This window comes from Paractinoplanes rhizophilus (genome assembly GCF_042664765.1).
Classification (GTDB): Bacteria; Actinomycetota; Actinomycetes; order Mycobacteriales; family Micromonosporaceae; genus Actinoplanes; species Actinoplanes rhizophilus.
On record NZ_JBHTBJ010000004.1, the window covers coordinates 189,416 to 216,043 of the forward strand.

Genomic DNA, 26,628 nt, shown 5'->3' on the forward strand with positions numbered 1-26,628 from the left:
GCCTGCATGGTGGTTCGCCGCCCGGCCGTGGGGAAGATTGAGCTTGACGTAACAAATAGCTGTTACGTTTGACCGCTTCGGGAGGAAATATCGTGGTTGACTGGCCGACCCCGCGGCGCATCGCCACCCTTTCGGTTCACACATCCCCCCTGGAACAGCCCGGTACCGGCGACGCCGGCGGCATGAACGTCTACATCGTCGAGGTGTCGAAGCGGCTCGCCCGCCTCGGCGTCGAGGTGGAGATCTTCACCCGGGCCACCCGCAGCGAGCTGCCCCCGATCGTCGAGATGGCGCCCGGCGTGAGTGTGCGGCACGTCACCGCCGGCCCGTTCGAAGGGCTCGCCAAGGAGGATCTGCCCTCACAGCTGTGCGCGTTCGCCAACGGCGTGCTGCGCGCCGAGGCGGCGCACCCGCCGGGCCGATACGACCTGATCCATTCCCACTACTGGCTCTCCGGCCAGGTGGGCTGGCTGGCCCGGGAGCGCTGGGGCGTGCCGCACGTGCACACCGCGCACACCCTTGCCAAGGTCAAGAACAGGCTGATCGCGGCCGGCGACCGGCCCGAGCCCAAGGCCCGGGTGATCGGCGAGGAGCAGGTGGTCGCCGAGTCCGATCGGCTCGTCGCCAACACCCGCTTCGAGGCGCAGGATCTGGTGGCCTACTACGACGCCCCGCCGGCGCACACCGTGGTGGTGCAGCCCGGCGTGGATCTCGATCGCTTCCGCCCGGGATTCGCCTCGCGGCGGCGGCTCGGTCTGCCGCCGCGCGGCCGGATCATCGCTTTCGTCGGCCGCATCCAGCCGTTGAAGGCGCCCGACGTGCTGATCTCGGCACTTCCCTTCCTGGACGATCCGGACACCACCCTGGTGATCTGCGGCGGCCCGAGCGGCACCGGCCTCGACCGGCCCAGCTCGCTGATCGAGTTGGCGGCCTCGCTGGGGGTCACCGACCGGGTGCTGTTCCTGCCCCCGCAGACCGGCGACGACCTGGCCGCGCTCTACCGCTGCGCCGACGTGGTGGCGGTGCCGTCGTACAACGAGTCGTTCGGACTGGTCGCGCTCGAGGCCCAGGCCTGCGGCACGCCGGTGGTGGCGGCCTCGGTGGGCGGCCTGGTCACGGCCGTCCGCGACGGGGTGAGCGGCCTGCTGGTCGACGGGCACGACCCGCGCGACTGGGCGCACGCGCTCGGCTCGCTGCTCGCCGCTCCGCGGCTGCGCGCCGCGCTGTCCGCCGGGGCGGTCGCGCACGCTTCGGGCTTCTCCTGGGACCGTACGGCCGAGGGGCTGCTCCGGGTCTACCGTGAAGCCGTGGTGCAGCACCGTGCGATGATCGCCGCGCGCCTGGAGGCGTACGCGTGGTGAATGCTCTTGTCGAGGAGGTCCTCACTTCGCGCGAGCTGGAGTGGGAGCGGACCGGCGAATCCTCCTATGTTGTGACTCTTCCGGGCACGCACAAGCTCAAAACGGCCTGCAACCTGATCGTCGGCGAGCATGCGCTGCGGATCGAGGCCTTCGTGATGCGCCACCCCGACGAGAATCACCAGGAGCTGTGGGCGTGGCTGCTGCGGCGCAATGCCCGGATGTACGGCGTCTCGTTCTCGATCGACGCGGCCGGCGACGTCTATCTGACCGGCCGGGTGTCGCTGCGGGCACTGGACGAGGACGAGCTGGACCGGCTGCTGGGCGCGGTTCTCACCTATGCCGACGAGTCGTTCGACACGATGCTCGAGATCGGCTTCGGCTCGTCGATCCGCCGCGAGTGGGAGTGGCGCGTCAAGCGGGGCGAATCGCTGGCCAATCTGCAGGCGTTCAAGCATCTCGCGCCCGATTATCCCGATTGATAGGGTGCGCCGCATAATCATGCGTCGGCGCGGAGTGTTGATCGATCGCCGAAAGTGGTGATCGACACTCCGTGGCGCGGACAAGTGGCGCACGACACCCCTCGCGGAGGTGGTGTGAGCGGCCCGGATGTCGGACGGGCGATCCGCCGATCGGCCATTTGTCGGTGACTGTGACGGTCCAGACAGATGGCAGACAGCCAACTGGCTTGTAAGCCTTGACCGCCCCAACTAGCGTAATCAATGGACGCCGAACCGTTAGTTCGGGGAACTGGTTGATCAGCAATGGTCACCGCGGTCGGCGTTTGGGGACGGGTGGCATATGCCGTTGGGGGACGGCGCGACCCGAGACCGGCGGTTAGTGCGGGCGACGCCTATGGGGATGGGCGTCGTCCGCCGCCGCCGGTGCATTTTTTTGGGCCCATGACGTCGTCACCCTCAGCCGTGGCGGGGCGCTGGGTGCGCTACGCCGGCACCGACGTGTCGGCGGTGGCCGGCGCCGCGGGCGTCGCCAGCAGCTGCTCGATCCGCCGCTCGCGCCGCGGTCCGGTGATCAGATGCCCGGCCGCCACCAGCGCGCAGATCGCGAAGCAGCCGATCCACAGCGCCGTGTCGCCCAGGTGCTCCTGGGTGAAGCCGCCGGCGATCGGGGCCAGCGCGGTGCCGGCCGACCAGCTCAGCGAGCTCAGGCCCTGGTAGCGCCCGCGCAGGGTGGCCGGGGACAGGGCCGCGACGGTGGCCGCGTTGGACGGGGACTGGAGCATCTCGCCGAGCGTCCAGATCACCACGGTCAGCGCGAAGAACCAGGCGGCGTCGGCGAAGGCGACCAGCCCGAACCCGACCCCGATGATCAGTGCCGCCAGGGCGAGCACCCGGGACCGGTCGTGGCCCTCGATCAGCCGGGGCACGAACAGCTGCCCGAGCACGATCAGCACCCCGTTGACCGCGATCACCCAGCCGTACGTCGCCGCGGAGAGCCCGTCGGCGGCCATCGCGATCGGCAGCGTGGACAGGTGCTGCATCATCACGACCACGCTGCCCAGGCTGATGACCAGGTACAGCACGTACGTGCGGTCGCGCAGCGCCAGGACTAGGCCGCCGCCGGGCTGCTTGCGCTGGTGGTGACCGGTGGCCGGCCTGGTCTCGGCCAGGAACATCAGGCCGATCAGCGCGGTCACCAGCGTGCTGCCCGCGTCGACGACGAACAGCAGCAGGTAGTCGGCCTTCGCGGCGAGCCCGGCGCCGACCGCGGAGAGGGCGAAGCCGAGGTTGATCGCCCAGTAGTTCAGCGAGAACGCGCGCACCCGGTCCCGGTCCGGCACGACGTCGACCATCATCGCCGAGAAGGCCGGGCGCACGGCCTCGGTCGCGACCCCGAGCAGGAACGTCACCGCGAGGATCTGCCAGTAGCCGTACGCGAAACCCAGCGCCAGCATCAACGCCGCCGCACCGAACTGGGCGGTCAGCATGGTGGGTCGCCGTCCCCAGCGATCGGCCAGCACCCCGCCGATGGTGGTGCCGATCGCGCCGCCGACGCCGTAGACGCCGATCACCAGGCCGGCCTGGCTCTGGCTGAAATGCCGCTCGGAGGTGAGGTAGATGGCCAGGAAGATCACCACGAACGACCCGAGGCGGTTGATCAGCGTGCCGGCCCACAGGAACCAGAACTGCCGGGGCAATCCACCCGCCGCCTGCCCCAACCAACCCCGCACGCCGTCCCCCGTAAGTGCCGCTCACCCGTTCTGCACTTACAACCTAGGGGCCCCGGCAAGCGGTTTTCCATGTGGTGGTCGCCACCCGGGGTCGCTGCTCGCCGGTACCGGTGCTGAGGGAGGATGGAGCCCATGACAGGGACTTTGGTGCTGCTGCGACACGGCAACAGCGAGTGGAACGCCAAGAACCTCTTCACCGGCTGGGTCGACGTCGACCTGGACGCCAAGGGCGAGGACGAGGCCCGGCGCGGCGGCGAGCTGCTGAAGGAGCGCGGCGTCCTGCCGGACGTGGTGCACACCAGCGTGCTGCGGCGCGCGATCCGGACGGCCGAGATCGCGCTGCACATCACCGACCGGCACTGGATCCCGGTGAAGCGGCATTGGCGGCTCAACGAGCGTCACTACGGCGCCCTGCAGGGCAAGGACAAGAAGCAGACCCTGGAGGCGTACGGCGAGGAGCAGTTCATGCTCTGGCGCCGGTCGTACGACGTGCCCCCGCCGCCGATCGAGGCCGGCTCGGAGTTCGCCCAGTTCGGCGACCCGCGGTACGCCGACCTCCCGCCCGAGCTGATGCCGAAGGCGGAATGCCTCAAGGACGTGCTCGAGCGCGCGCTGCCCTACTGGTACGACGCGATCGTGCCCGACCTCGCGGCCGGCAAGACCGTGCTCGTCGCCGCGCACGGCAACTCGCTGCGGGCGATCGTGAAGCACCTCGACGGCGTCTCCGACGAGGCGATCGCGAAGCTGAACATCCCGACCGGCTTCCCGCTGCGCTACGACCTCGACGACGACTTCCGGCCGACCAACCCGGGCGGCACCTACCTCGACCCCGAGGCCGCCAAGGAGGCCGCCGCGGCGGTCGCCAACCAGGGCCGATAGTTCCGCGCGCGCTTGCTCGCGAACGGGCCGGGACGCCCCCTGCGGCGTTCCGGCCTTCGCGTCCCGCGCTCAGCTCCGGTCGGTCGCCGGCTCCCCGGTGATCAGGTAGACCAGCTGCTCGCCCACGTTGACGATGTGGTCGGCGTACCGCTCGTAGAAGCGGCCCAGCAGCGCCCCGTCGATCGCGGTCTCCGCGCCGTACGGCCAGTCGTCGTCGAGCAGCACCTGGAACAGCCGCCGCTCGAGGGCGTCCATCTCGTCATCCGCGGTCTCCAGCCTGGCGGCCGGCTCGGCGTCGGGCTTGCCGAGCAGCGTGGCGATCTCGCCGGCCATCCGGTCGGCGACCTCGGCCATGCCGGTGAAGACCGGGCGCAGCTCGGCCGGCACGGCCGGCGACGGGTGCCGCCGCCGAGCGGTCTTGGCCACGTGCTCGGCCAGATCGCCCATCCGCTCGAGGTCGGCCGAGATGTGCAGGGCGGTGATCACCGTGCGCAGGTCGCCGGCGACCGGCGCCTGCCGCGCGATGGTGTCGGCGACCTTCGCCTCGACCTGTCCGTAGATCGCGTCGACCTCGGCGTCCCGCTCGATGACCGCCTCGGCGGCCGAGCGGTCGGCGGTGAGCAGCGCCGTGGTCGCCTTCCGCATGGCCGCCCGCGCGGCCTCGGCCATGGTCACCAGCAGGCGACTGATCTCGTCGAGATCTGCCTGGAACTCCTCGCGCATGTCCTCGTCCCGGGGGTTGGGGTCACTTGGCTGACCCCCACGCTAGGTCCGTCCGGCGGCCGCACTGTGAACACCGGTGAACGGCGCCGGGCCTGGTGGTGAACATTCTTCGACGTGCGCCCGGTATGCCTGGTTCGTCATAGGGGACAGGTAAACAATGACCCTACGATCGCTTCGTGGACCTGGCGTACGGCATCCTCCTCGGCCTCGTCGCGCTCGCCGTGGGCGTGGTCGCGGGCTCGCTGTATGCCCGTGCCCGCAGGTCGCCGGAGCGGGCGCACGCCGCCGGCGCCCGGCCGGACGAGGGGGGACGCACCATCGCAACGGACGACGCGCCGCGCGCCGCCAAGCCGGCGATGAAGGGGCTCGGCCGCAAGAGCCTCGACTCGCTGCGCGTGGGCGTGGTCGTGCTCGACGCCGAGGACCACCCGGTGCTGGTCAACCCGGCCGCCCGGGCCATGGGCCTGCTCCGCTCCGGCGGCGCGCCCGGCACCATCGCGGCGCATCCCATCCTGCGTACGCTGGCCGGCCAGGTCCGACGCACCGGCGCGCGCCGCGAGGTCGAGCTCGACCTCCCGCGCGGCCGTGCCGGCGGCGCCCACGCGCCGCTGGGCCTGCACCTGCGCGCGGTCGCGCTCAACTCGACGCACGTCGCGATCGAGGCCGCCGACGTCACCGAGGCGCACCGGCTGGCCCGGGTGCGCCGCGACTTCGTGGCCAACGTGAGTCACGAGCTCAAGACCCCGATCGGGGCGCTGCAGCTGCTGGCCGAGGCGCTGCTGGACGCCACCGAGACCGCCGCCGAGGTCGAGCCCGGCGACGAGATGAACGAGGATCTCGTCGCGGCCCGGCGCTTCGCCGAGCGGATCCACCACGAGTCGGCCCGGATGGGACGCCTGGTCAACGAGTTGCTCGAGCTGACCCGCCTGCAGGGCGCCGACCCGCTGCCCACGCCCGAGCCGGTCTCGATCGACTGGGTGATCGCCGAGGTGATCGACCGCACCCGCACCACCGCCTCGGCCAAGAGCATCGAGGTCACGTACGCCGGCCCGAAGGGCGCGACGGTGTACGGCAGCGACAGCCAGGTGGCCACCGCGGTGACCAACCTGGTGGAGAACGCCATCGCGTACTCGGGCGAGGACACCAAGGTGTCGATCACGCTGCGCCAGGGCGACGACTGGGTCGAGATCGACGTCGCCGACCAGGGCATCGGCATCGCCCCGCACGACGTCGACCGGATCTTCGAGCGGTTCTACCGGGCCGACCAGGCGCGCTCCCGGTCCACCGGCGGCACCGGCCTGGGCCTGGCCATCGTCAAGCACATCGCCACCAACCACGGCGGCCGCGTCGACGTCACCAGCACCCTGGGCGATGGCTCGACGTTCACCCTGCGCCTACCGGCGCGACCCTCCGAAGCCCGTTTGCCGTTACCCGCGGCGATTGAGATCGAGTCCGGTGCGGCCGGGCGCTAGTCCCCGGAACCGGAAGACGGAAGGAACCACATTGGCCCGCGTGCTCGTGGTCGAGGATGAGGAGTCGTTCTCCGACGCCCTGTCGTACATGCTGCGCAAGGAGGGCTTCGAGGTGTCGGTCGCCCCGACCGGAACCTCGGCGCTGACGCAGTTCGACCGGACCGGCGCCGACATCGTGTTGCTCGACCTCATGCTTCCCGAGATGTCCGGCACCGAGGTCTGCCGCCAGCTGCGGCAACGCTCCGCCGTCCCGATCATCATGGTCACCGCCCGGGACAGCGAGATCGACAAGGTGGTCGGCCTGGAGATCGGCGCCGACGACTACGTGACCAAGCCGTACTCCCCGCGCGAGCTGGTCGCCCGCATCCGCGCCGTGCTGCGCCGCAAGGGCACCGAGGCGGCCGAGGTGTCGGCCTCGACGCTGGCCGCCGGCCCGGTGCGGATGGACGTCGAGCGCCACGTCGTCACGGTCGACGGCGCCGGCGTGCAGCTGCCGCTGAAGGAGTTCGAGCTGCTCGAGCTGCTGCTGCGCAACGCCGGCCGGGTGCTGACCCGGGGCCAGCTGATCGACCGCGTCTGGGGCGCCGACTACGTCGGCGACACCAAGACCCTCGACGTGCATGTCAAGCGGTTGCGGTCCAAGGTGGAACCGGAGCCGTCCGCGCCGCGCTACATCGTCACGGTGCGCGGCCTCGGCTACAAGTTCGAGCCGTAGGCCCCAGGAGTGACGACCGCTCGGTGTCAACTCCGGGCGGACCGGGGGGAGGCCGGCTCGCGGCCGCCCGGCTCGGCGGGGTGGCCGGCGGCGGCCGTGGCCGGGTGGATGGCGATCAGGCCGGTCTTTTCCCGGGCGGCGCACAGCTCGGCCAGCTTGGCGTACGCCGGCTCGCCGATCAGTGCGGTCAGCTCGGGGGCGTAGCTCACGTACATCGGGTCGGTGCCGACGTGGGCCTCGGGCGACGAGGTGCACCACCAGTCGAGGTCGGCGCCGCCCGCGCCCCAGCCGCGCCGGTCGAACTCGGTCAGGGTGGACTGGAGGATCTTGGTGCCGTCGGGGCGCTTGATCCAGTCCTGTTCACGGCGGACCGGCAGCTGCCAGCAGACGTCCGGCTTGTAGGCGAGCGGGTGGACGCCGTCGCGCAGGGCCTGGGCGTGCAGGGCGCAACCGCCGCCGCCGGGGAAGCCGGCGTCGTTGAGGAAGACGCACGGGCCGTCCTCGGTGCGGATCGCGGTGCGGCGGGCCGGATTCGAGCCGTCGACCGTGTCCATCTCGGTCCAGTTCTTGAAACCCTTGCGGTGGTGCTGCCACGTCTGCGGGGTGAGCTTGGCGACCGCGGCCCGCACCCTGTTCTCGTCGTCGGCGTCGGTGAAGAAGGCGCCGTGCGTGCAGCAGCCCTCGCGTGCCCGGCCGGCCACGATGCCGTGGCAGGCCGAGCCGAAGACGCACGTCCACCGGGAGAGCAGCCAGGTCAGATCGGCGCGGATCAGGTGCTGCTCGTCGGCCGGGTCGAGGAACTCGATCCATTCGCGAGGGAAATCGAGACCGACCTCGCGGGGGCGGTCCTGGTCACGGCGGGTCACTCGGGACAGGGTACGCGTGCAGGTGACTATTACCGCGTTGCCGCCCGGTATCACCCAGTTTGCCCGCCCGGGAGGAGGGCGTACGAGACGATCGGGTCTACCCTTTACCTCGTGAAGTCCCGCGTCCCCGTCCTGCTGTCCAGCTCCTCGGTCTTCCCCGAGCCCACGGCCGCCGCCTTCGAGATGGCCGCCACGGTGGGCTACGACGGCCTCGAGGTCATGGTCTGGACAGACCGCGTCAGTCAGGACGCCGGCGCCCTCAAGGGCCTCGCCGAGCACTACGGCGTGCCGGTCCTGTCGGTGCACGCGCCGTGCCTGCTGGTGACCCAGCGGGTGTGGAGCTCCGACCCGTGGGAGAGGCTGACCCGGGCGGCCGAGCTGGCCGAGACGCTCGGCGCGCCCACCGTGGTGGTGCACCCGCCGTTCAGCTGGCAGCGCGACTACGCCAAGAACTTCGCCGAGGGCCTGGCCAAGGTGCAGCGCAAGCATCCGCACCTGAGCTTCGCGATCGAGAACATGTTCCCGGTGAAGATGGCTGGCCGCTGGTTCGTGCCCTACACGCCGGGCTGGGATCCGACGGCGGCCGGCTTCGACGCGTACACGCTGGACGTGTCGCATTGCGCGGCCTCGCGCATCGACGCGCTGGACATGCTCGACAAGATGGGTGGCGGTCTCCGGCACGTGCATCTGGGCGATGGCACCGGCGAGGGCCGCGACGAGCACCTGGTGCCGGGCCGGGGCAACCAGCCCTGCGGCGAGGTGCTGCGGACGCTGGTGGCGCGCGGGTTCACCGGTTCGGTCGCGCTCGAGGTCTCGACCCGCCGATCCGCGAGCCGGGCCGCGCGCGAGGCCGACCTGCGTGAGTCGCTGGAGTTCGCCCGGCGCCACCTGGCCCCGGCTGAGTCTCTGGCTCCGCTTCGCTCCGCGGGCGATCGCCCCTTTTAGGCCGATGAGGAGGCAGGCGGTTTTCCGGCGCCGCAAACCCCGCGGCGACGAAAAACCGACTGCCTCCTCATCGGCGGGGCGATCGCGGTCGGCAGCGACGGTGGTCAGGCCGGGGTCAGGTTGGCGGCTCGCTTGCGGGCGCGGTGTGCGGCCACGTGCGAGCGGGTCGCGCAGCGCTCCGAGCAGAAGCGCCGGCAGTTGTTCGACGACGTGTCGAGGTAGACGTTGCCGCAGCGCTCGTCGGCGCAGATGCCGAAGCGGGCGCTGCCGTACTCGCACAGCCAGACCGACAGGCCCCAGACCGCGCCGGCCAGGTATTCCGCGCTGACCGAGGCGCCGCGGCTGCTCACGTGCATGTGCCAGTCGCTGGCGTCGTGCCCGGAGATGCGCGGCTGGACCGGGAAATTCTCGAGGAGAGCGTTCAGCTCGGTGACCGCGTCGGCGTCCCGGCCGGTGGTGCCGAGCTCGAAGACGTCGCGCAGCCGGCGCTGGGCGCGGCGGAACGCGCCGAGGTCCTTCTCGGTGAGGTGCTCGCGCATCCAGCCCTGGTCGTCGGCGAACAGGCCGCGCATGCCCGCGAGGTCGCCCAGGTCCGCGTTGACGAGGTCGACGGCGGTCCGCGCGTACTCATCGAAGTTCACGCGACAACGGTAGCCGCACCGCGCCCCGACGGACACGGTTGCCGCGACCGGCGCGGTTTCGGGCGATACCCTCGGCGCATGCTCCGTTCCGTCATCCTGGCCGCCGCGGACTCTCCCCGTCTGGGGCGGCTGGTCTCCTCGGCGTCTCTCAGCAAGAACGTGGCCAGCCGTTTCGTGGCCGGTGACGACGTCGACGCCGCGCTGGCCGCGGCGCGCGAGCTGGCCGACGACGGGCTGTCGATCACGTTGGGCCATCTGGCATCCGGCACCGCCACGGCGGAGGACGCGCGGACCACCCGCGACGAGTACGTGCTCCTGCTGGGCCGGCTCCGGGCGGCCGGGCTGACGCCGGCCGCCGAGGTGAGCGTGAAGCTCTCGGCCCTGGGTCAACGGCTTGACGAGAGGCTTGCGTACGAGAACGCGCTCGCCGTCTGCGCCGCGGCGGCCGAGGCGGGCACCTCGGTGACGCTGGACGCCGAGGACCACACGACCACCGACTCCAGGCTGGAGATCCTGTCCGACCTCCGCAAGGAGTATCCGTCCACCGGCGCGGTGCTCCAGGCGTACCTGCGGCGCACCGAGGGCGACTGCCGGGAGCTGGCCCACGCGGGCTCGCGGGTGCGGCTCTGCAAGGGCGCGTATGTGGAGCCCGAGTCGGTGGCGTTCACCGACGCGCTCGACATCGACAAGTCGTTCGTCCGCTGCCTGAACATCCTGATGTCCGGCGAGGGCTATCCGATGGTGGCGACCCACGACCCGCGGCTGATCGCGATCGCGGAGGACCGGGCCCGCTGGTTCGACCGCTCCGCCGAGGAGTACGAGTTCCAGATGCTCTACCGCATGCGCACCGAGGAGCAGGCCCGGCTCGCGGCGAGCGGCAACATCGTCCGGGTCTATCTGCCGTACGGGACCGAGTGGTACGGCTACCTGTTGCGCAGGCTGGCGGAACGACCCTCGACGGTCCTACGATTCGGCCGCGGAATCCCCAAAACGGGCTAAAACCGCTCAGATCCGGCGTGTCAGCCTTGACTTTTTATAGGCATTTCACGGAACGCATCGCGTCGGTCACAGCCGTATCGATAACGTTCTGATGACACGTGCGTAAGCCGTGCTTGCGAAAGGATCGGAGCGTAGGGATGACGGGTCCAGCCCAGACCGAGGAACGCCTCTCGGAGGTGCGCTTCCTGACCGTGGCCGAGGTGGCCGCGCTGATGCGGGTCTCGAAGATGACCGTCTACCGGCTGGTGCACGGCGGCGATCTGACCGCCGTCCGGGTCGGCCGTTCGTTCCGCGTGCCGGAGCACGCGGTACACGACTACCTGCGGGGCGCCTTCTCTCAGACCGCGTAGCCACCGGCGCCCGGTCCGGCGTCGGCGCGGACAATCCGGGCCCGCCGGGGCCGCTTTGGCTCAGCCGCCCCGAGGCCGGTACGCTGGACCGGTTGGTTCCCGGTCCGTCGCTCGCCGCTGCTCGCGCGGCGACCAGATCGGGACGCCGTCCAGTTCGGATGCGGTGCGTGCCGGTGGGCACCCCGGGTCCGCCCACATGGTTTCGAGAGGCAATTCGTATGGGCTCCGTGGTCAAGAAGCGCCGCAAGCGTATGGCGAAGAAGAAGCACCGTAAGCTGCTGCGCAAGACCCGCGTCCAGCGTCGCCGTCTCGGCAAGTGACGGCGTACCGGGCGTAACGCCAGCCCGGTGCCGCGCTTGCCGCACTCCGCAGCGTCGGAAGGTGCGCCTGTGGTGACCTCACCGCCCCGCGTCGTCGTGGTGACCGGCGTCAGCCGGCCCCTCGGCGCCCGGGTGGCCGCCCGCCTCGCCGCCGATCCCCGCATCGAACGCGTCGTCGGCCTGGATCCGCACGAGCCTCCCTCGTCCCTGCGGGCCGAGCTGGAGGACGTCGAGCTGATCCGGGCCGATGCCCGCGCGGCCTCCGGCGCCTTCGCCGACCTCGGGGCCGAGGCGGTCGTGCACATGGCGATCGGCAGCACGCCGGACGGCCAGCACGGCGGCCGCCAGGCGATGAAAGAGCAGAACGTCATCGGCACGATGCAGCTGCTCGCCGCCGCCCAGGGCGCACCCAACCTGCGCAAACTGGTCGTGCGCTCGTCCACGGCGGCCTACGGCGCGTCGTTCCGCGACCCGGCGGTCTTCACCGAGGACACCGAGCCCCGGGCGGTGCCGCGCGGCTCGTTCGCCCGCGACATCCTCGACATCGAGGGATACGTCCGCGGGTTCCGCCGCCGCCGGCCCGAGGTGACCGCGACCGTGCTGCGGTTCGCCCCGTTCATCGGCCGCGAGGCGCGCACCACGCTCACCCGCCTGTTCGCCCAGCCGTTCGTGCCGACGGTCCTCGGCCGCGACGCCCGGCTGCAGTTCGTGCACGTCGACGACGCCCTCGAGATCCTGCGCCGGGCGGTGATCGAGGATCACCCGGGCACGTTCAACGTCGCCGGCGCCGGGGTGCTCGCGCTGTCCCAGGCGGTGCGCCGGGCCGGCCGCATCGCCGTGCCGCTGCCCGAGGGCACCCTCTCCACCGTGCTCGCGCTCGCCCGCAACGTCGGGATCGGCGAGATCGGCCTCGATCAGATCGACCTGTTCGTGCACGGCCGCGTGGTCGACACGACCCGGCTCATCCGCGAGTTCGGCTTCACGCCGCGCGACACGGCGACCGCCTTCGACGACTTCATCTCGGCGCACGCCACCGGCTCGTCGCTCACCGCCGACCGCTTGGTCGCCGCCGAGCAGGCCATCCTGGACGGCATCCGCCGGACCCGCGCCGCGATGGGCGAGAAGCCGTCCGTCGGGGGTGATGTGCGATGAGCCAGCACGAGTACCGTGACATGCTGCCCGGCCACGCCGATTTCACGCTGCCCCAGTCGGCCGCCCCGGCCCGGATGAACGGCCGGCGGCCGATCCCGGAGGTGCCGCAGATGACCGGCCATCTCGAGGACGACGAGCCCGCGGACGCGGGCGCGGTCGACATCTGGGATCAGCGTGTCGCGAAGGGCCTGGCCTTCCTGCGGCGCCGCCTCGCCGGCACGTACGAGGTGGACGACTTCGGCTTCGACCGGGAGCTCACCGACGCGGTCTTCCACCCGCTGCTGCGCGTGCTCTACCACGACTGGTTCCGCACCGAGGTGTACGGCGTCGAGCACCTCCCGGCCGACGGCGGCGGCCTGGTGGTGGGCAACCACTCCGGCACCCTCGCGCTGGACGCCTTGATGCTCTCGGTGGCGATCCGCGACCGTACGCCGGGCGGCCGTCACCTCCGCCTGCTCGGCGCCGACCTGGTGTTCCGGGTGCCGTTCCTGAGCGAGCTCGCCCGCAAGTCGGGCGCCACCGTGGCCTGCAACCCCGACGCCGAGCGCCTGATGAGCAGCGGCCAGCTGGTGGGCGTCTTCCCCGAGGGCTTCAAGGGCATCGGCAAGCGCTTCGCCGATCGGTACAAGCTGCAGCGCTTCGGCCGGGGCGGCTTCGTCTCGGCGGCGCTGCGGACGGGCACCCCGATCGTCCCGGTGGCGATCGTCGGCGCCGAGGAGATCTATCCGATCCTCGCCGACGTGAAACCGCTGGCCCGGCTGCTCGGCCTGCCGTACTTCCCGGTCACCCCGACGTTCCCGTGGCTCGGGCCGCTCGGGCTGGTGCCGCTGCCGAGCAAGTGGCTCATCCAGTTCTGCCCGCCGATCCCCACCGCGCACCTCACCGAGCACGCCGACGACCCGATGGTCGTCTACAACCTCGCCGATCAGGTGCGCGAGACGATCCAGGCCACGCTGCTCGAGCTGCTGGAGAAAAGGCCCGATCCGTTCGGAATCTAGATCGTCTTCAGTCCGTTTTCGGGCGGCGGGCGGGGCGGTCGGACGGGGCTAAAATGCAGACGAGGGGCGGTCCGGTAATTCCCGGCAACCGCCCCTCGCCACGCATTTGTCCGGTTCAGTGGAAGCCGAAGAGCTCCCCGAGCAGGCCACCCACCGTGTCGCCGTCGTCGTCGGTTCCGGTCCCGGCGTCCGGCGACGGTGAGACCAGCGGCGTGCCGCCGAGCGGCAGCGCCGGCGCCGGCGACTGGGCCGGGGCGTCCGGGTCCGCGACGTCGGTGGTCGTCGACGGCTTGGCCGACGGGCCGGCCCGTTCCGGCTTGACCTTCGCGTCCCGCGGATCGCGGGTGGTCGCCTTGCCGTTGCTGCCGGACGGCCGGGTGGAGGTGTCCGCGCCCTGCGTCGTCGTCGCGCACTCGCGCAGCTTGGGTCCGAGCGTGTCGGCGCCGGCCGGCTGCACGGTCGGGCAGCTCAGCCCGGACCGCAGGTCGCCGGTGCGCCGGGTGACCGCGTCGAGCAGCGCCAGCGACGCCGCGGCCCGCTCCTGGTTGGCCGGGCTCAGCCGGCCCAGCACCGGCGCCAGGGTCCGGCGTTGCCGGTCGGCGAAGTCGTCGACCGTGGCCAGGGGCTTGATGTCACGGCGGGCGACCGCGGAGGTGTCCAGCAGGCGTACGCCCCGGCGGGTGCTGGCGTCCATGTCGTCGAGCACCCCGGCGAAGTCCGTCGCGTCGCCGGGCATGGCGGCCGCCTCGGCCAACCGGGTGCGGGCGAAGTCCAGGGAAAGCTGACCCCGGCTGACGTCGGAGCCGGCCATGGCCAGCTGGGCGCGTTCGGTGGAGCGCTTGACCCCGTACAGGGCGTCGCCGGGCGACGCGTTCTCGCTGGCCGCGGAGATGCCGGAGACCGCCAGCGCGCCGGCGGCCACGCCGATCACGATCGCGCCGCGTGCCCGGGTCCGCCGGCCGCCGCCGCCGAGGAGCAACCCGCGCAGGCCGCGTCGGCCGTCGGCGTCGGCCGGCGGCATGCCGGACCCGGACCCTGCCGGAGCTCGGTCGCCCGCTCCCCAGGACGGCGTCGAGTACCCGGCCCCGGCGGGGGCCATGGTCGTGGATGTGGCGGAGGCGAGGTCGCTTCCGATGCCGTCCCGCTCGACGGTGGCGACCAGCATCGCCCGCAGGCCGTCGCGGAACTCGGAATCGACCTGGATCTCGGGCTTGGCCGCCGTGACGGCGGCGGCGACGGCGACCAGTTCGGCGAGACTCTCGTCGGGCTGGCCGTGGCTGGGCCGACGGCCGCCGGAGGGCCCGTCGAGATACTCCGCGAAGCGCTCGGCGCGCCGCCGGTCCAGGAAATCGAAACTCATCGCGGGCACCTCCCCTCGCTCGTGACTGTCTCGTCGGCGGCGTGGCCGACGGTCGCGACGATGCCGGTGGCCGCGGAGGCGGGCCGGGGTCGCACCCGGACAAACGCGTGAGACTCTGCCCCGGTTACGGGAACGAACGGCTGATATCGGGCTGCGTAGATCGACATGTCCGGGCGCCGGGTCACCACTGGAACCCTTCGGGCAGCAGCCGGGCGAGCGCCCGGACGGCCCGGTACTGAAGGGCCTTGATGGCGCCCTCGTTCTTGCCCATCGTCTGGGCGGTCTCGGCCACCGAGAAGCCCTGAAGGAACCGGAGCACGATGCACTCCTGCTGCTCCGGATTGAGCTGCTTGACCGCCGTGAGCAGGGCCACGTTGGTGATGTGGTCGACCACGGCCGACTCCGGGCTGCCCTCGGGCCCGCGGTCCTCGCGGTCGGCGTCGAGCACGTCGCCGGTGGTGACCTCGAGGCGGTAGCGGCCGGACTTGAAATGGTCGGCGACCAGGTTGCGGGCGATCGTGACGAGCCAGGCGCCCAGGTCGCGACCCTGCCAGGTGAAGCTGCCGATCCGCTTGAGCGCCCGCAGGAACGTGTCCGAGGTCAGGTCCTCGGCGAGCTGGCGGTTGCCGACCCGGAAGTAGACGAACCGGAAGACGGTGTCCACGTACCGGTCGTAGATCAGGCCGAACGCCTCGGCCTCGCCCGCCTGGGCCCGCTCGACCAGCGCCCAGACCTCGGCGGCGGCATCGCCGGGGTCGGGACGGGCCCCGTATTTGGGCGGCTCGGCCTTGGGCGGTTCGGTCGGGGTCGGCGGCCCGGACGTGCTCTGGGCCGGCACCACCACGGTGAGGTCGTTGGCCGGGCTTTCCGGCAGGTTGCTGCGCTGCCCGGCGGTCGGCTGGGCCGGCATGGCCGGCCGGCCCGGAACCGCGACCCGGCCGCCGCCGGCCAGTCCTCCGCCGGTCAGGCCTCCGCTGGGCAGCGGCTTGGCGTTGCCGGTCGGGGGGATCCGTACGCCCGGTGACTCGTTGACGTGGCGGCGGTTGCTGGTGCGCTTGGCGCCCTCGCCGCGGATCGCGTTGGTGATCATCGAGTCGACGGACTCTCGGAGGGCACTCAGGCCTCCCGGCAAGGCCAGGTGGTACGGATCCCCGGCGTAGACATGGCTCACTGCGCCTCCTCAACCCGGCGGTTCTGGTCCGACCGCGCATCCGTTCCGCCAGGCGCGGATGGGCGGTAATTCCGTGCGTTTTGTGGCACAGCGGCCTCCTCGGGATGAGGGGTGATCACTCATAGCAAAAGGGGTGGGGTGGCCCATAAAACGTCAGACCAACCTCACCCAGGGCTGTGGAGTCCGTTACACAGACGCGAAGTATCACGGACACCGAACACACGGAGTCGCACACCGTGTGCGCTGCGCGAAAATAGTACGAAGTGGCGCAGACAAGACACAAGGAACGTCTGCCACGATGGTGGACACGACTCTCGCGTCGACGGACAGGCTGTCCGCCATCCCCCCGACGGCGCCTTTGTGCCAGACTCGTGCCTCGTGGACGAGATCGCCGCCGCCGCCACGTCGCGACCGGACCATCCCGCGCTGATCACCCCGGACACCACGCTGACCTGGGCCGAGCTGGATGCCCGGGTGGAGGCGGCCGCGCGCCGGCTGGTGATGCTGGCCCGGCCGGGCGAGCGGGTGGCGATCGTGCTGGGCAACTCGATCGACTTCGCGGTCACCTATTACGGGGTGCTGCGCGCCGGCCGGGTCGCCGTGCCGCTCAATCCCGGCTACACCTGCGACGAGCTCGACTACGCGATCGCGGATTGCCAGGCCGCGGTCGTGGTGGCCGAACAAGCGGCCCGCCCCAAACTGCGGTCGTCGACTCCCCCCTGCGTACCCCCGGATCTTCCCGGGCCGAGCGGCGACCTGCCGCAAGTGTCGGCAGATGATCTCGCGGTCCTGCTCTACACGTCCGGTACCAGCGGGCGCCCGAAGGGCGCGATGCTCACGCGTGCGGCGCTGGCGGCCAACCACGACCAGCTGGACGCGATCGATCCTCCGGTGGTCGGGCCGGACGACGTGGTGCTGCTGGCCATGCCGCTGTTTCACGCATATGGGTTGAACACCGGCCTCGGCACGGTCGTGCATCATGCGGCGACCGGGGTGCTGATCGACCGCTTCGAGCCGGCCGCGTCGCTCTCCGTGATTGCCGAACGTGGCGTCACCGTGACGATAGGCGTGCCCGGCATGTACTCGGAGTGGTCGCGGCAGCCGTCGGTCGGCACCGCCTTCGCCGGCGTTCGCACGGCGGTGTGCGGTGCGGCGCCCCTCGCGCCGACCGACGCGGCCCACTTCGCCGCGACAACCGGAAAGACAATCCTGATCGGGTACGGGTTGACCGAGACCGCTCCGGTGCTGACCACGACGGCGGTCAGCGAGCGCGGCAAGCCCGGCTCGATCGGCCGTCCGCTGCCCGGCGTCTCGCTGCGGCTGCGCGCCGTCGGCGGGTTCGGCGCCGGTGCTCCGCCACGGGCCGGCGCGACCGGCGGGGACGTGCCGTGGTCCGTCGCGGCCGACGTGCTGTGGGAGGACGGCACCGCGTCGCCGGAGGAAGACCTGGCCGAGCTCGATCTCGCGGTCGCCGACTCGGACGGGACCGACCCGGGCGAGATCGTCGTGCGCGGCGCCAACCTCTTCTCCGGTTACTGGCCGGACGGCCGCGACGGGCCGGACGCCGAGGGCTGGTGGGCGACCGGCGACGTGGCCTACGCCGACGGCGACGGCGATCTGCACCTGGTCGACCGGATCGGCGAGCTGATCCTGGTGAACGGCTTCAACGTCTATCCGGCCGAGATCGAGCGGGTGCTCGACGCGCATCCGGCGGTGGCCGAGTCGGCGGTGGTCGCGGTGCCCGACGACGAGTCGGGACAGAAGCCGCACGCGTACGTCGTCGCCGCGCTCGATCCCGCGCCGACCCCGGCCGAGCTGCAGGTCTATTGCGCCGGGCAGCTGGCCCGGTTCAAGCTCCCGAGCATCGAGCTGGTCCGTGAGCTGCCCCACTCGATCATCGGGAAGGTACGGAAGCGGGAGATCGCCTCGTGAGCCGGGTCACGCTGATCAGCCGGGACGGCTGCCATCTCTGCGAGCAGGCCGAGGCCACGCTCGACCGGATCCTGCCCGGTCAGTGGAGCCGCGTCGACGTGGATTCGGACGTGGAGCTGCAACGCGACTACGGCGATCGGGTGCCGGTCGTGCTCCTCGACGGCGCCGAGCACGGGTACTGGCGGGTCGAGGAGGCTCGCCTGCTGCGGGATTTGGCGAGACAACCGGGGGAGCCCCGCATATAGGTTGTCTGCCGTGACACGCACTCACCTTGTCTGGGACTGGAACGGCACCCTTCTCGACGACCTCAGCCTGGTGGTCTCGGCCACCAACCACGCCTTCGCGGCGGTGGGCGGTCGCGAGGTCGACAGCGACGAGCACCGCGCGCGGTTCCGCCGCCCGGTCGCCGAGTTCTACGCCGAGATCCTGGGGCGGGCGGTCGGCGATGAGGAGTTCGGCCGGCTCGACAAGATCTTCCACGACGCGTACCGGCTGGGGCTGACCAGCATGACGCTGGCGGCCGACGCCACCCAGGCGCTGACGTCGTGGCCGGGCTCGCAATCGCTGCTGTCCATGTGGTTCCACAGCGAGCTGGTGCCGGCCGTCGAGACGTACGGCCTGAACGGCATCTTCACCCGGGTGGACGGCCTGCGCACCGAGGTCGGCGGCCACCTCAAGGCCGGGCACCTGGCCGCCCACCTGGCGGAGCTGGCCGTTCCCGGCGCCAGGACGGTGCTGATCGGCGACTCGCTGGACGACGCCGCCGCGGCCGACTCGGTGGGCGCCGGGATCGTGCTGTACACCGGCGGCTTCACGCACCCCGACCGGCTGCGCGCGTCGGGGCGTCCGGTTGCCGACACCCTGGTCGAGGCGGTCAAGATCGCCGAGTCGCTGTAGCGGGTGGTCGTTGCCCCGTCGAGCGGGGCATACTTTCCCGGGGGTGGATCCATTAGCACGCTAGTGGATCTTTGTCCATTCGTAACGTCAAGATCGCGATTTGTGCACGCCTTCACAAGCGCCTACTCTGTGACTTCGAAGAGCCCCGCTACCACAGCCGGTCGAGCCGGGCGTAAGAGGGCTCGCACCGCAGGTTCGACACCTCGTCGGCACGGAGTCAGATGAGTCAGCAGCGTCACGGAAGCACGCCCGGCAGTGGCTCGGGCAACGTCCCGGCCTTCCCGGATCTCCCGGAGGCGACGATCGCCCGGCTGCCCGAGTACCTTCGCGCCCTGCACAACCTGGGCGAGGGCGGGGCCGACACGATCTCCAGCGAGGGTCTCGCGGCCGCCGCCGGGGTGAATTCCGCCAAGCTCCGCAAGGACCTCTCGCACCTCGGGTCGTACGGCACCCGCGGGGTGGGCTACGACGTCGCCCTGCTCATCGAGCAGATCGAGTACGTGCTGGGCCTCGACCAGCGCCGGGCCGTGTGCCTGGTCGGCGTCGGTAACCTCGGTCACGCGCTCGCCGGGTACGACGGCTTCGCCAGCCGCGGGTTCAAGATAGTGGCCCTCTTCGACGCCGACGCGGCCAAGGTCGGCGAACAGATCCACGGCCTGACCGTGCGGCACATCGACGAGCTGGGCCAGGTCGCGGTCGAGGAGAGCATCGCGATCGGGGTCATCGCCACTCCGGCCGGCGCCGCCCAGGCGGTCGCCGACGAGTTGGTCGCGGCGGGCGTCACCAGCATCCTCAACTTCGCGCCGTGCGTGCTGTCGGTGCCGGGCAACGTCGACGTCCGCAAGGTCGACCTCGCCATCGAGCTGCAGATCCTCTCATTCCACGAGCACCGCAAGGCGACGCTCACCGCGCTGCCGGGCGGACGATCCGCCACGGGGGCGGGAAGTCAGGAGGCGGTCGGGTCGTGAACCTCCTCAGCGTCGGTGCGTCCTACCGCACCGCCGACGTCAGCACGCTGGAACGGCTCACCATCGCGGAGGAGGCCGTTCCCGCGCTTTTGCAGAAGCTCGTGAGCCAGCCGTACATCGGCGAGGCCGTGGTGCTGTCCACCTGCAACCGGGTGGAGATCTACGCCGCGGTCAGCGGGTTCCACGGCGGGCTCGGCGACGTCTGCAACGTGCTCGCCGAGGCGTCCGGCATCCCGGCCGCCGAGCTGGCCGGCCACCTGTACGTGCACTACGACGAGGCGGCGGTGCTGCACTCGTTCCAGGTCTCGTCCGGGCTCGACTCGATGGTCGTGGGCGAGGCCCAGATCCTCGGGCAGCTGCGCGACGCGTACCACGCGGCCAGCGAGGCCGACACGGCCGGTCGCCTGCTGCACGAGCTCATGCAGCAGGCGCTGCGGGTCGGCAAGCGGGCGCACGCCGAGACCGGCATCGACAAGGCGGGCCAGAGCGTGGTCACCGCCGCGCTCGAGGTCGCGGCCGGGCACCTGGGCGAGCTCGAGGGCCGGACCGCGCTGGTCATCGGCGCGGGCGCGATGGGCGCGCTGTCGGTCGCCACGCTCACCCGGGCCGGCGTCGGCCCGGTGCGGATCAGCAACCGCAGCGCCGGGCGGGCCGACCGGCTCGCCGAGGCGTACGGTGCGGTCGCCGTGCCGTACGCGGAGCTGGACGCCGCCCTGCGCGAGGCCGACCTGGTCATCACCGCCACCGCCGCGACCGAGCCGGTGCTGACCCGGGCCCGCCTGGCGGCGGCCGGCCCGCTGGTCGTGCTCGACCTGGCCGTCCCGCGCGATGTAGCCCCCGACGCGGCCGGGCTGCCCGGCCTCACCGTGATCGACATCGACAGCCTCGCCACCTCGCGGCGGGCGCTGCCGGCCGCGGCCGAGACCGCCGCCGTCGAGCAGATCGTCGCCAGCGAGGTCGAGCATTTCCTGGGCTGGCTGCGCGGCGCCGACATCGCGCCGACCGTCGCCGCCCTGCGCACCCGGGCCGAGGACGTGGTCACGGCCGAGCTGCGCAAGCTCTACGGCAAGCGCTCGGAATTCACCGATGAGCAGCGCGCGGATGTTTCCCGTACGCTGCATCGGGTCGTTCAGCAGCTGCTGCATTCGCCGACCGTGCGGGTCCGTCAGCTCGCCGCCGAACCGGGCGGAGATCAGTACGCGGCGCTGCTGCGTGAGCTGTTCGACCTCGACATCCCGCATGCGACCCAGGCCGACGCCGTACCCGAGATCGGAGGAAAAGCGTGACCGCCCCCCTTCGCTTGGGCACCCGTGGCAGCGCGCTGGCCCTCGCCCAGTCCCAGCTCACCGCCGACGCGCTGACCGCGGCCACCGGCCGGCCGGTCGAGCTGGTCCGGATCGTCACCTCCGGCGACCGCTCCACCGCCCCGGTCGCGCAGCTCGGCGTGGGCGTTTTCGTCTCGGCGCTGCGGGACGCGCTGCTGGCCGGCGAGATCGACTTCGCCGTGCACTCCTACAAGGACCTGCCCACCGGCGACCACCCGGGCCTGCACATCGCGGCCGTCCCGCCGCGGGAGGACCCCCGAGACGTGCTGATCTCGAAGGGCGAACGCTCGCTCGCCGAGCTGCCGCCCGGCGCCACGATCGGCACCGGCGCGGTGCGGCGCATCGCGCAACTGCGCGCTCTGGGCCTAGAGTTGCAGGTCACGCCGATCCGCGGGAACGTCGACAGCCGGATCGCCCGGGTCCACGGGCCTGCGGCCGATCTGGACGCCGTCGTCCTCGCCCGGGCCGGGGTGGCCCGTCTCGGCCGCGCCGCCGAGATCACCGAAACGCTCGACCCGATGCTCATGCTGCCCGCCCCGGCCCAGGGCGCGCTGGCGGTGGAGTGCCGGGCCGACTCCGACCTGGTCGAGCTGCTGGCCGCGCTCGACCACGCACCGTCCCGCGCCGCCGTCGTGGCGGAACGGGCAATGCTGGCCACGCTCGAGGCCGGGTGCTCCGCCCCGGTCGCGGCACACGCCGAGCTCGCCGAGGGCGAGAACGGCGACGAGATCTACCTGCGCGGTGCGGTGATCAGCCCGGATGGGTCCCGAGCCATCCGGCTGTCGCGCACCGGAACGCCCGCCGACGCGGCGGAGATCGGCAAGGCGCTCGCCGCCGATCTCCTCGACGCCGGCGCCGACACCCTGATGGGGAGCACAGAATGACCACCCGCACCGCCCGCAAGCCAGCAGGCCGCATCGCCTTCGTCGGGGCCGGCCCCGGCGACCCGGAGCTGCTGACCCGTCGCGCGCACGCCGCGCTCACCGACGCCGACCAGGTGGTGTACGACCGGGGAGTCCCCGACTCCCTGCTCTCCGCGATCAAGGCGGAGGCCAAGGCGGACGCGCAGTTCAGCCCGGCCGAGGGATCGCACGGCGACGTCGCCAAGGTGCTGCTCTCCGCGGCCAAGTCCGGTCTGTCCGCCGTGCACCTGGTGGCCGGCGACCCGTTCGGGCACGACTCCGTCGTCAAGGAGGTGCAGGCGGTCGCCCGTACCGCGGTGCACTTCGAGGTCGTGCCGGGCATCGGCCAGGCCGAGGGCGTCGCGACGTACGCGGGCGTCCCGCTGCCGGCCGTGCGCACCACGGCCGACGTCGGCGACGTGGCCGCGCTCGACTTCGACGCGCTCGCCGCCTCGTCGCGCAAGGGCTCGTTCGCCGTGGCGGTCGACGCCGGCGACCTGGCCGCCGTGCGGGACGGCCTGCTCGCGTCCGGTGTCGAGCCCGGCACCCCGGTCGCGGTGACCGGCGACGGCACCGGCGAGACCCAGTACACGACCACCTCCACCGTCGACAGCTTCGTCGCGGCCGCGCTCGGCTTCACCGGCCGCGTCGTGCTGACCGTCGGCGCCGACGTGGCCGAGCGCGACACCCTGAGCTGGTGGGAGAACCGCCCGCTGTACGGCTGGAAGGTGCTCGTGCCGCGCACCAAGGAGCAGGCCGGCGCGATGAGCGCGCGGCTGCGGGCGTACGGCGCGATCCCGTGCGAGGTGCCGACCATCGCGGTCGAGCCGCCGCGCACCCCGGCGCAGATGGAGCGGGCGGTCAAGGGCCTGGTCGACGGCCGGTACGCCTGGGTCGTCTTCACCTCGGTGAACGCGGTCCGGGCCGTCTGGGAGAAGTTCGGCGAGCACGGTCTCGACGCCCGCCACTTCGGCGGCGTCAAGATCGCCTGCATCGGCGAGGCCACCGCCGAGGCGGTCCGCGCCTTCGGCATCCAGCCCGAGCTGATCCCGGCCGGCGACCAGTCGAGCGAGGGGCTGCTCGCCGAGTTCTCCCCGCACGACGAGATCCTCGACCCGGTCGGGCGGGTGCTGCTGCCCCGCGCCGACATCGCCACCGAGACGCTCGCCGCCGGGCTCATCGAGCGCGGCTGGGAGGTCGACGACGTGACGGCGTACCGCACGGTCCGCGCCGCCCCGCCGCCGGCCGAGATCCGCGACGCGATCAAGTCGGGTGGCTTCGACGCCGTGCTGTTCACCTCGTCCAGCACCGTACGCAACCTGGTCGGCATCGCCGGCAAGCCGCACGCTCGCACGGTCGTCGCGGTGATCGGCCCGAAGACCGCCGAGACCGCGACCGAGTTCGGCCTGCGCGTCGACGTCCAGCCCCAGCACGCGTCGGTGCCGGATCTGGTCGAGGCGCTCGCGTCGTACGCGGTCGAACTGCGCGAGAAGCTGGCCGCCATGCCGGCCAAGCAGCGAAGGGGCTCCAAGGTCCAGGGACCCACCGCACTGCGTTTCCGATAGCTCTAGCTTTCGCTGAGGTTTGACATGTCATCGTTTCCGGACATCCGCCCGCGCCGCCTCCGGCGCACCCCGGCCCTGCGCCGCATGGTGGAGGAGACCCGCCTCGCCCCGGCCGAGCTGATCCTGCCCCTCTTCCTGAAGGAGGGGCTGACCGAGCCCAAGCCGATCAGCTCGCTGCCCGGCGTGGTGCAGCACTCCCGGGAGTCGCTGCGCAAGGCCGCGCACGAGGCGGTCAGCGCCGGGGTCGGCGGCCTGATGCTCTTCGGCGTGCCCACCAATGAGCACAAGGACGCGACCGGCTCGGTCGGCCTGGACCCCGACGGCATCCTCAACGTCGGCATCCGCGACCTGGTCGCCGAGGTGGGCGACGCCACGGTGATCATGAGCGACCTGTGCCTGGACGAGTTCACCTCGCACGGCCACTGCGGGGTGCTGGCCCCCGACGGCTCGGTCGACAACGACGCCACCCTGGCCATCTATGCCGACATGGCGGTCGCCCAGGCGGCCGCCGGCGCCCACATGGTCGGCCCCTCCGGGATGATGGACGGGCAGGTCGGCGTCGTCCGGCAGGCGCTGGACAAAGCGGGTTATCAGGACACTTCCATCCTGGCCTACTCGGCCAAGTACGCCGGCGCCTTCTACGGCCCGTTCCGCGATGCCGTCGAGTCCACCCTCCAGGGCGACCGCCGCCAGTACCAGCAGGACCCGCCGAACCTGCGCGAGGCGCTGCGCGAGGTCGACCTCGACGTCGCCGAGGGCGCCGACATCGTCATGGTCAAGCCGGCCCTGGCCTACCTCGACGTGATCGCCGCCGTCCGCGACCGGGTCACCATTCCGGTCGCCGCCTACCAGGTCTCCGGCGAGTACGCCATGGTCGAGGCCGCCGCCGCCAACGGCTGGATCGACCGCGACCGCGTCATCACCGAGACGCTGACCTCGATCAAGCGGGCCGGCGCCCAGATCATCCTCACCTACTGGGCCACCGAGGTCGCCCAGCGCCTGCGCTGACCGCACTGACGCCACCACCCACCAACCACCGGCCCGGACGGCCACGCCAGCCCCGGTCTCGCCGCCGGGCTCCCCTGCCCGCTTGTTCACCAAAGCCCACGGGCCCGGCGTAGCCATGCCTGACACGTCCTCAGCCGTCACTAACGGATGAAGATCGACCCACCTCGTATTTACATAGCACCACGACAGCCCCGGAGGGGCGGACCGGAAGAGTTATCCCCAGGTCCAGGGTGGCTGTCCACAGGGCCAGAATCCGGCCGGGCACGTGGGCGATAGTCATGGCATGTCAGTTGGCAAACGAGCAGAGCCAGATCCGTACTCTCTCCCCGTCCCAGGGCTGGTGCGCCGCGTCCGGCGCATTGCCGGCATCAGCCAGCGCGAGCTGGCACGGGCAGCGCGGATCTCCCACGGGGTGATCGGACGCATTGAGAAGGGGACGTCGATGCCAACCCTGCCCGTGCTCGAACGGATCCTCGGCGTGGCCGGCCTCGGAATAGTGGTTGTCAACGACGAGGGCAGGGTGATCCGACCGATGCTTGACCGGGCCGACGCTCACGATGGCGCGGACCGGCGGTACCCCAGCCACCTGGACACCATCCTCGATCCCGAACCCGGTGAATGGTGGGGCGACATTTATGGCCTGGCGCGGCCACCGGAGACCTTCCATCGGGATCGGTCAAGGCGTGACATGCAGCGACGCCGGAGCCAGTGGGAAGTGCGGGTGGCGCGGCACCGTCATGAACCGCCGCCGCCCAAGGTGCCAGATTATTACTGAGCGGTTCGACGGCGCGCTAATCGACCGGCTCGAGCATCTGGACCAGCTGGGCGACGTCGGCGCCGTACTCGAACCAGTCGCGGTCGGGCTGGTAGCCCAGCTCGGCGTTCACCTTGAGCATCGACTCGTTGTTGTGCGCGTTCCAGGTCTGCACCTCGCGCAGGCCCGGCTCGGCCGCGCGCAGCTCGAACAGCATCCGCGCCTTGATCGACCGGTCGATGCCGTAGCCGCGGTGTGCCCGCACGACGATCGTGTCGTACTGGTCGGCGCGCTCGGGATGCTGCGCCGGCACGACCACCTCGGTCAGGCCGGCCACGTCGCCGCTCGCCTGGTGGATCGCGAGCACGATGTACGGTTTCAGGCCGCGCTTGTGCAGCGTCTCCAGCGAATCCTTGAGGCGCTGCGGGTCGGACGATCGGGGCGCCAGGTCGAGGTCGTCATCGTCGTCCTGCGCCTCCAGCTTGGCCTGCGCGTACGCCTCCAGCAGTTCCTCGGGCGGGCCGCCGGGGTGATACTCCACCCGGAAGCCGGCCGCGATGCTGTCGGCCATCTCGCGCAGCGCCGGCCAGTCGACCGACTCCAGGTTGAGCACGCTGCGGGTCTCGACGTACTCCTTCTCGAAGCCCAGCGACTCGTAGAACGGGATCGCCGGGGTGTCGCCGATCGCCTCCACGCCGATGGACGAGAACCCCTCGAGGTAGGCCCGGCGGGCGGCCACCGCCACCAGCTGCCGGCCCAGGCCACGGCGGCGCAGCGACGGCTTGACCATCACCTCGAGCACGCCGATGTCGCCGAGCAACAGGATGCTGACGTGCGCGAAGATCTCGCTCTCACCCTCGGGGAGGCGGTCGTCCTCGGCCACCCAGCAGATCCGGCGCTCGCCGGGGACGGTCTCGGCCAGATACTCCCGGACCTGCACGTCCTGCCACGGTGGATCGTCGGGGAGATCCACGGCCAGCACCGAGTTCACCGTCTCCACGAGCGATCGGATCTCCCCGTCCGACGCCGACCGGGGGTCCCATTCACGCACCCTCACCCGTACAGCTTGCCGTGCAGCGGACCTTCAGGGAAGTGCCGGGAACGTAAATGTGCGGGTACCGTCACTGTGCGTCTACG

27 protein-coding genes are annotated in these 26,628 nt (G+C 71.6%); 20 read left to right on the plus strand and 7 right to left on the minus strand.

All coding sequences use genetic code 11. From position 1 onward, the window contains the following. Positions 1-92: 92 nt before the first annotated feature. Entirely contained in the window at positions 93-1,361 is a 1,269-nt protein-coding gene (gene mshA / locus ACFQS1_RS08395) for a D-inositol-3-phosphate glycosyltransferase (RefSeq protein WP_378965627.1), read from the plus strand. Next, the gene (locus tag ACFQS1_RS08400) at positions 1,355-1,840 is read left to right on the plus strand and encodes a type III secretion system chaperone family protein (RefSeq protein ID WP_378965628.1); all 486 of its coding nucleotides are present in this window, start codon (positions 1,355-1,357) and stop codon (positions 1,838-1,840) included. The genes mshA and ACFQS1_RS08400 overlap by 7 nt, the downstream gene beginning before the upstream one ends. Before the next feature lie 461 nt (positions 1,841-2,301). On the opposite strand, the gene ACFQS1_RS08405 is transcribed toward ACFQS1_RS08400, so the two are convergent. After that, positions 2,302-3,549 (minus strand): MDR family MFS transporter, encoded by a 1,248-nt coding sequence (locus tag ACFQS1_RS08405; RefSeq protein WP_378965629.1) that lies wholly within the window; start codon positions 3,547-3,549, stop codon positions 2,302-2,304. 123 nt (positions 3,550-3,672) lie between these two features. On the opposite strand from ACFQS1_RS08405, the gene ACFQS1_RS08410 reads away from it, so the two are divergent. Continuing rightward, complete coding sequence (locus tag ACFQS1_RS08410; protein WP_378965630.1) at positions 3,673-4,428, plus strand: phosphoglyceromutase; 756 nt, start codon at positions 3,673-3,675, stop codon at positions 4,426-4,428. A gap of 69 nt (positions 4,429-4,497) precedes the next feature. Here the strand turns inward: ACFQS1_RS08410 and phoU are convergent, their stop codons facing one another. Beyond that, positions 4,498-5,151, minus strand: a complete 654-nt coding sequence (phoU, locus tag ACFQS1_RS08415; protein WP_378965631.1) for a phosphate signaling complex protein PhoU — start codon at positions 5,149-5,151, stop codon at positions 4,498-4,500. Positions 5,152-5,327: 176 nt separating this feature from the next. Between phoU and ACFQS1_RS08420 the strand changes: the two genes are divergently transcribed. Further along, positions 5,328-6,623 carry a sensor histidine kinase gene (locus tag ACFQS1_RS08420; RefSeq protein WP_378965632.1) on the plus strand — a complete coding sequence of 432 codons (1,296 nt, stop codon included), beginning with the start codon at positions 5,328-5,330 and terminating at the stop codon, positions 6,621-6,623. A 31-nt stretch (positions 6,624-6,654) separates the two neighbouring features. Beyond that, positions 6,655-7,338, plus strand: coding sequence for a response regulator (locus ACFQS1_RS08425; RefSeq protein WP_378965633.1), 684 nt, complete (start codon positions 6,655-6,657; stop codon positions 7,336-7,338). 26 nt (positions 7,339-7,364) lie between these two features. Here the strand turns inward: ACFQS1_RS08425 and ACFQS1_RS08430 are convergent, their stop codons facing one another. Then, the gene (locus ACFQS1_RS08430) at positions 7,365-8,204 is read right to left on the minus strand and encodes a DUF3109 family protein (protein WP_378965634.1); all 840 of its coding nucleotides are present in this window, start codon (positions 8,202-8,204) and stop codon (positions 7,365-7,367) included. 111 nt (positions 8,205-8,315) lie between these two features. On the opposite strand from ACFQS1_RS08430, the gene ACFQS1_RS08435 reads away from it, so the two are divergent. Continuing rightward, on the plus strand, positions 8,316-9,149 hold the full coding sequence (locus ACFQS1_RS08435) for a sugar phosphate isomerase/epimerase family protein (protein ID WP_378965635.1): 834 nt from the start codon (positions 8,316-8,318) through the stop codon (positions 9,147-9,149). A gap of 104 nt (positions 9,150-9,253) precedes the next feature. Here the strand turns inward: ACFQS1_RS08435 and ACFQS1_RS08440 are convergent, their stop codons facing one another. Beyond that, positions 9,254-9,790: a CGNR zinc finger domain-containing protein gene (locus ACFQS1_RS08440; RefSeq protein WP_378965636.1), complete on the minus strand. Its 537-nt coding sequence runs from the start codon at positions 9,788-9,790 to the stop codon at positions 9,254-9,256. 78 nt (positions 9,791-9,868) lie between these two features. On the opposite strand from ACFQS1_RS08440, the gene ACFQS1_RS08445 reads away from it, so the two are divergent. The 5 genes from ACFQS1_RS08445 to ACFQS1_RS08465 all read left to right on the plus strand — a co-directional run bounded on the left by ACFQS1_RS08445 (position 9,869) and on the right by ACFQS1_RS08465 (position 13,609). Further along, complete coding sequence (locus tag ACFQS1_RS08445; protein WP_378965637.1) at positions 9,869-10,789, plus strand: proline dehydrogenase family protein; 921 nt, start codon at positions 9,869-9,871, stop codon at positions 10,787-10,789. A 137-nt stretch (positions 10,790-10,926) separates the two neighbouring features. Next, entirely contained in the window at positions 10,927-11,139 is a 213-nt protein-coding gene (locus tag ACFQS1_RS08450; protein ID WP_020512985.1) for a helix-turn-helix domain-containing protein, read from the plus strand. A 218-nt stretch (positions 11,140-11,357) separates the two neighbouring features. Further along, on the plus strand, positions 11,358-11,459 hold the full coding sequence (locus ACFQS1_RS08455) for a 30S ribosomal protein bS22 (RefSeq protein WP_007465623.1): 102 nt from the start codon (positions 11,358-11,360) through the stop codon (positions 11,457-11,459). Between the two features lie 69 nt (positions 11,460-11,528). Continuing rightward, positions 11,529-12,611: an NAD-dependent epimerase/dehydratase family protein gene (locus ACFQS1_RS08460; RefSeq protein ID WP_378965638.1), complete on the plus strand. Its 1,083-nt coding sequence runs from the start codon at positions 11,529-11,531 to the stop codon at positions 12,609-12,611. Then, the gene (locus tag ACFQS1_RS08465) at positions 12,608-13,609 is read left to right on the plus strand and encodes a lysophospholipid acyltransferase family protein (RefSeq protein WP_378965639.1); all 1,002 of its coding nucleotides are present in this window, start codon (positions 12,608-12,610) and stop codon (positions 13,607-13,609) included. Before ACFQS1_RS08460 ends, ACFQS1_RS08465 begins: the two co-directional genes overlap by 4 nt. A 115-nt stretch (positions 13,610-13,724) precedes the next feature. Here ACFQS1_RS08465 and ACFQS1_RS08470 read toward each other — a convergent pair whose 3' ends face one another. Continuing rightward, a complete protein-coding gene (locus tag ACFQS1_RS08470) occupies positions 13,725-14,969 on the minus strand; it encodes a DUF5667 domain-containing protein (RefSeq protein ID WP_378965640.1) in 1,245 nt (414 codons plus the stop codon). Between the two features lie 181 nt (positions 14,970-15,150). Beyond that, on the minus strand, positions 15,151-16,140 hold the full coding sequence (locus ACFQS1_RS08475; protein WP_378965641.1) for an ECF subfamily RNA polymerase sigma factor, BldN family: 990 nt from the start codon (positions 16,138-16,140) through the stop codon (positions 15,151-15,153). Between the two features lie 378 nt (positions 16,141-16,518). Here ACFQS1_RS08475 and ACFQS1_RS08480 point away from each other — a divergent pair, with 378 nt between their 5' ends. The 9 genes from ACFQS1_RS08480 (at position 16,519) to ACFQS1_RS08520 (ending at position 25,512) form a co-directional block, all read left to right on the plus strand. Then, positions 16,519-18,072 (plus strand): AMP-binding protein, encoded by a 1,554-nt coding sequence (locus ACFQS1_RS08480; RefSeq protein WP_378965642.1) that lies wholly within the window; start codon positions 16,519-16,521, stop codon positions 18,070-18,072. Continuing rightward, positions 18,069-18,317, plus strand: coding sequence for a glutaredoxin family protein (locus tag ACFQS1_RS08485; RefSeq protein WP_378965643.1), 249 nt, complete (start codon positions 18,069-18,071; stop codon positions 18,315-18,317). The genes ACFQS1_RS08480 and ACFQS1_RS08485 overlap by 4 nt, the downstream gene beginning before the upstream one ends. A gap of 10 nt (positions 18,318-18,327) precedes the next feature. Then, positions 18,328-18,969 (plus strand): HAD family hydrolase, encoded by a 642-nt coding sequence (locus ACFQS1_RS08490; RefSeq protein WP_378965644.1) that lies wholly within the window; start codon positions 18,328-18,330, stop codon positions 18,967-18,969. Positions 18,970-19,190: 221 nt separating this feature from the next. Then, a complete protein-coding gene (locus tag ACFQS1_RS08495; protein WP_378965645.1) occupies positions 19,191-19,937 on the plus strand; it encodes a redox-sensing transcriptional repressor Rex in 747 nt (248 codons plus the stop codon). After that, positions 19,934-21,223, plus strand: a complete 1,290-nt coding sequence (locus ACFQS1_RS08500; protein WP_378965646.1) for a glutamyl-tRNA reductase — start codon at positions 19,934-19,936, stop codon at positions 21,221-21,223. The genes ACFQS1_RS08495 and ACFQS1_RS08500 overlap by 4 nt, the downstream gene beginning before the upstream one ends. Beyond that, entirely contained in the window at positions 21,220-22,146 is a 927-nt protein-coding gene (hemC, locus tag ACFQS1_RS08505; protein ID WP_378965647.1) for a hydroxymethylbilane synthase, read from the plus strand. Before ACFQS1_RS08500 ends, hemC begins: the two co-directional genes overlap by 4 nt. Beyond that, positions 22,143-23,729, plus strand: coding sequence for a bifunctional uroporphyrinogen-III C-methyltransferase/uroporphyrinogen-III synthase (locus ACFQS1_RS08510; RefSeq protein WP_378965648.1), 1,587 nt, complete (start codon positions 22,143-22,145; stop codon positions 23,727-23,729). Before hemC ends, ACFQS1_RS08510 begins: the two co-directional genes overlap by 4 nt. A gap of 24 nt (positions 23,730-23,753) precedes the next feature. After that, on the plus strand, positions 23,754-24,737 hold the full coding sequence (gene hemB / locus ACFQS1_RS08515; protein WP_378965649.1) for a porphobilinogen synthase: 984 nt from the start codon (positions 23,754-23,756) through the stop codon (positions 24,735-24,737). A 283-nt stretch (positions 24,738-25,020) separates the two neighbouring features. Continuing rightward, positions 25,021-25,512, plus strand: coding sequence for a helix-turn-helix domain-containing protein (locus tag ACFQS1_RS08520; protein ID WP_378965650.1), 492 nt, complete (start codon positions 25,021-25,023; stop codon positions 25,510-25,512). Between the two features lie 16 nt (positions 25,513-25,528). Here the strand turns inward: ACFQS1_RS08520 and ACFQS1_RS08525 are convergent, their stop codons facing one another. Further along, on the minus strand, positions 25,529-26,548 hold the full coding sequence (locus ACFQS1_RS08525; protein ID WP_378965651.1) for a GNAT family N-acetyltransferase: 1,020 nt from the start codon (positions 26,546-26,548) through the stop codon (positions 25,529-25,531). Between the last annotated feature and the right edge of the window lie 80 nt (positions 26,549-26,628).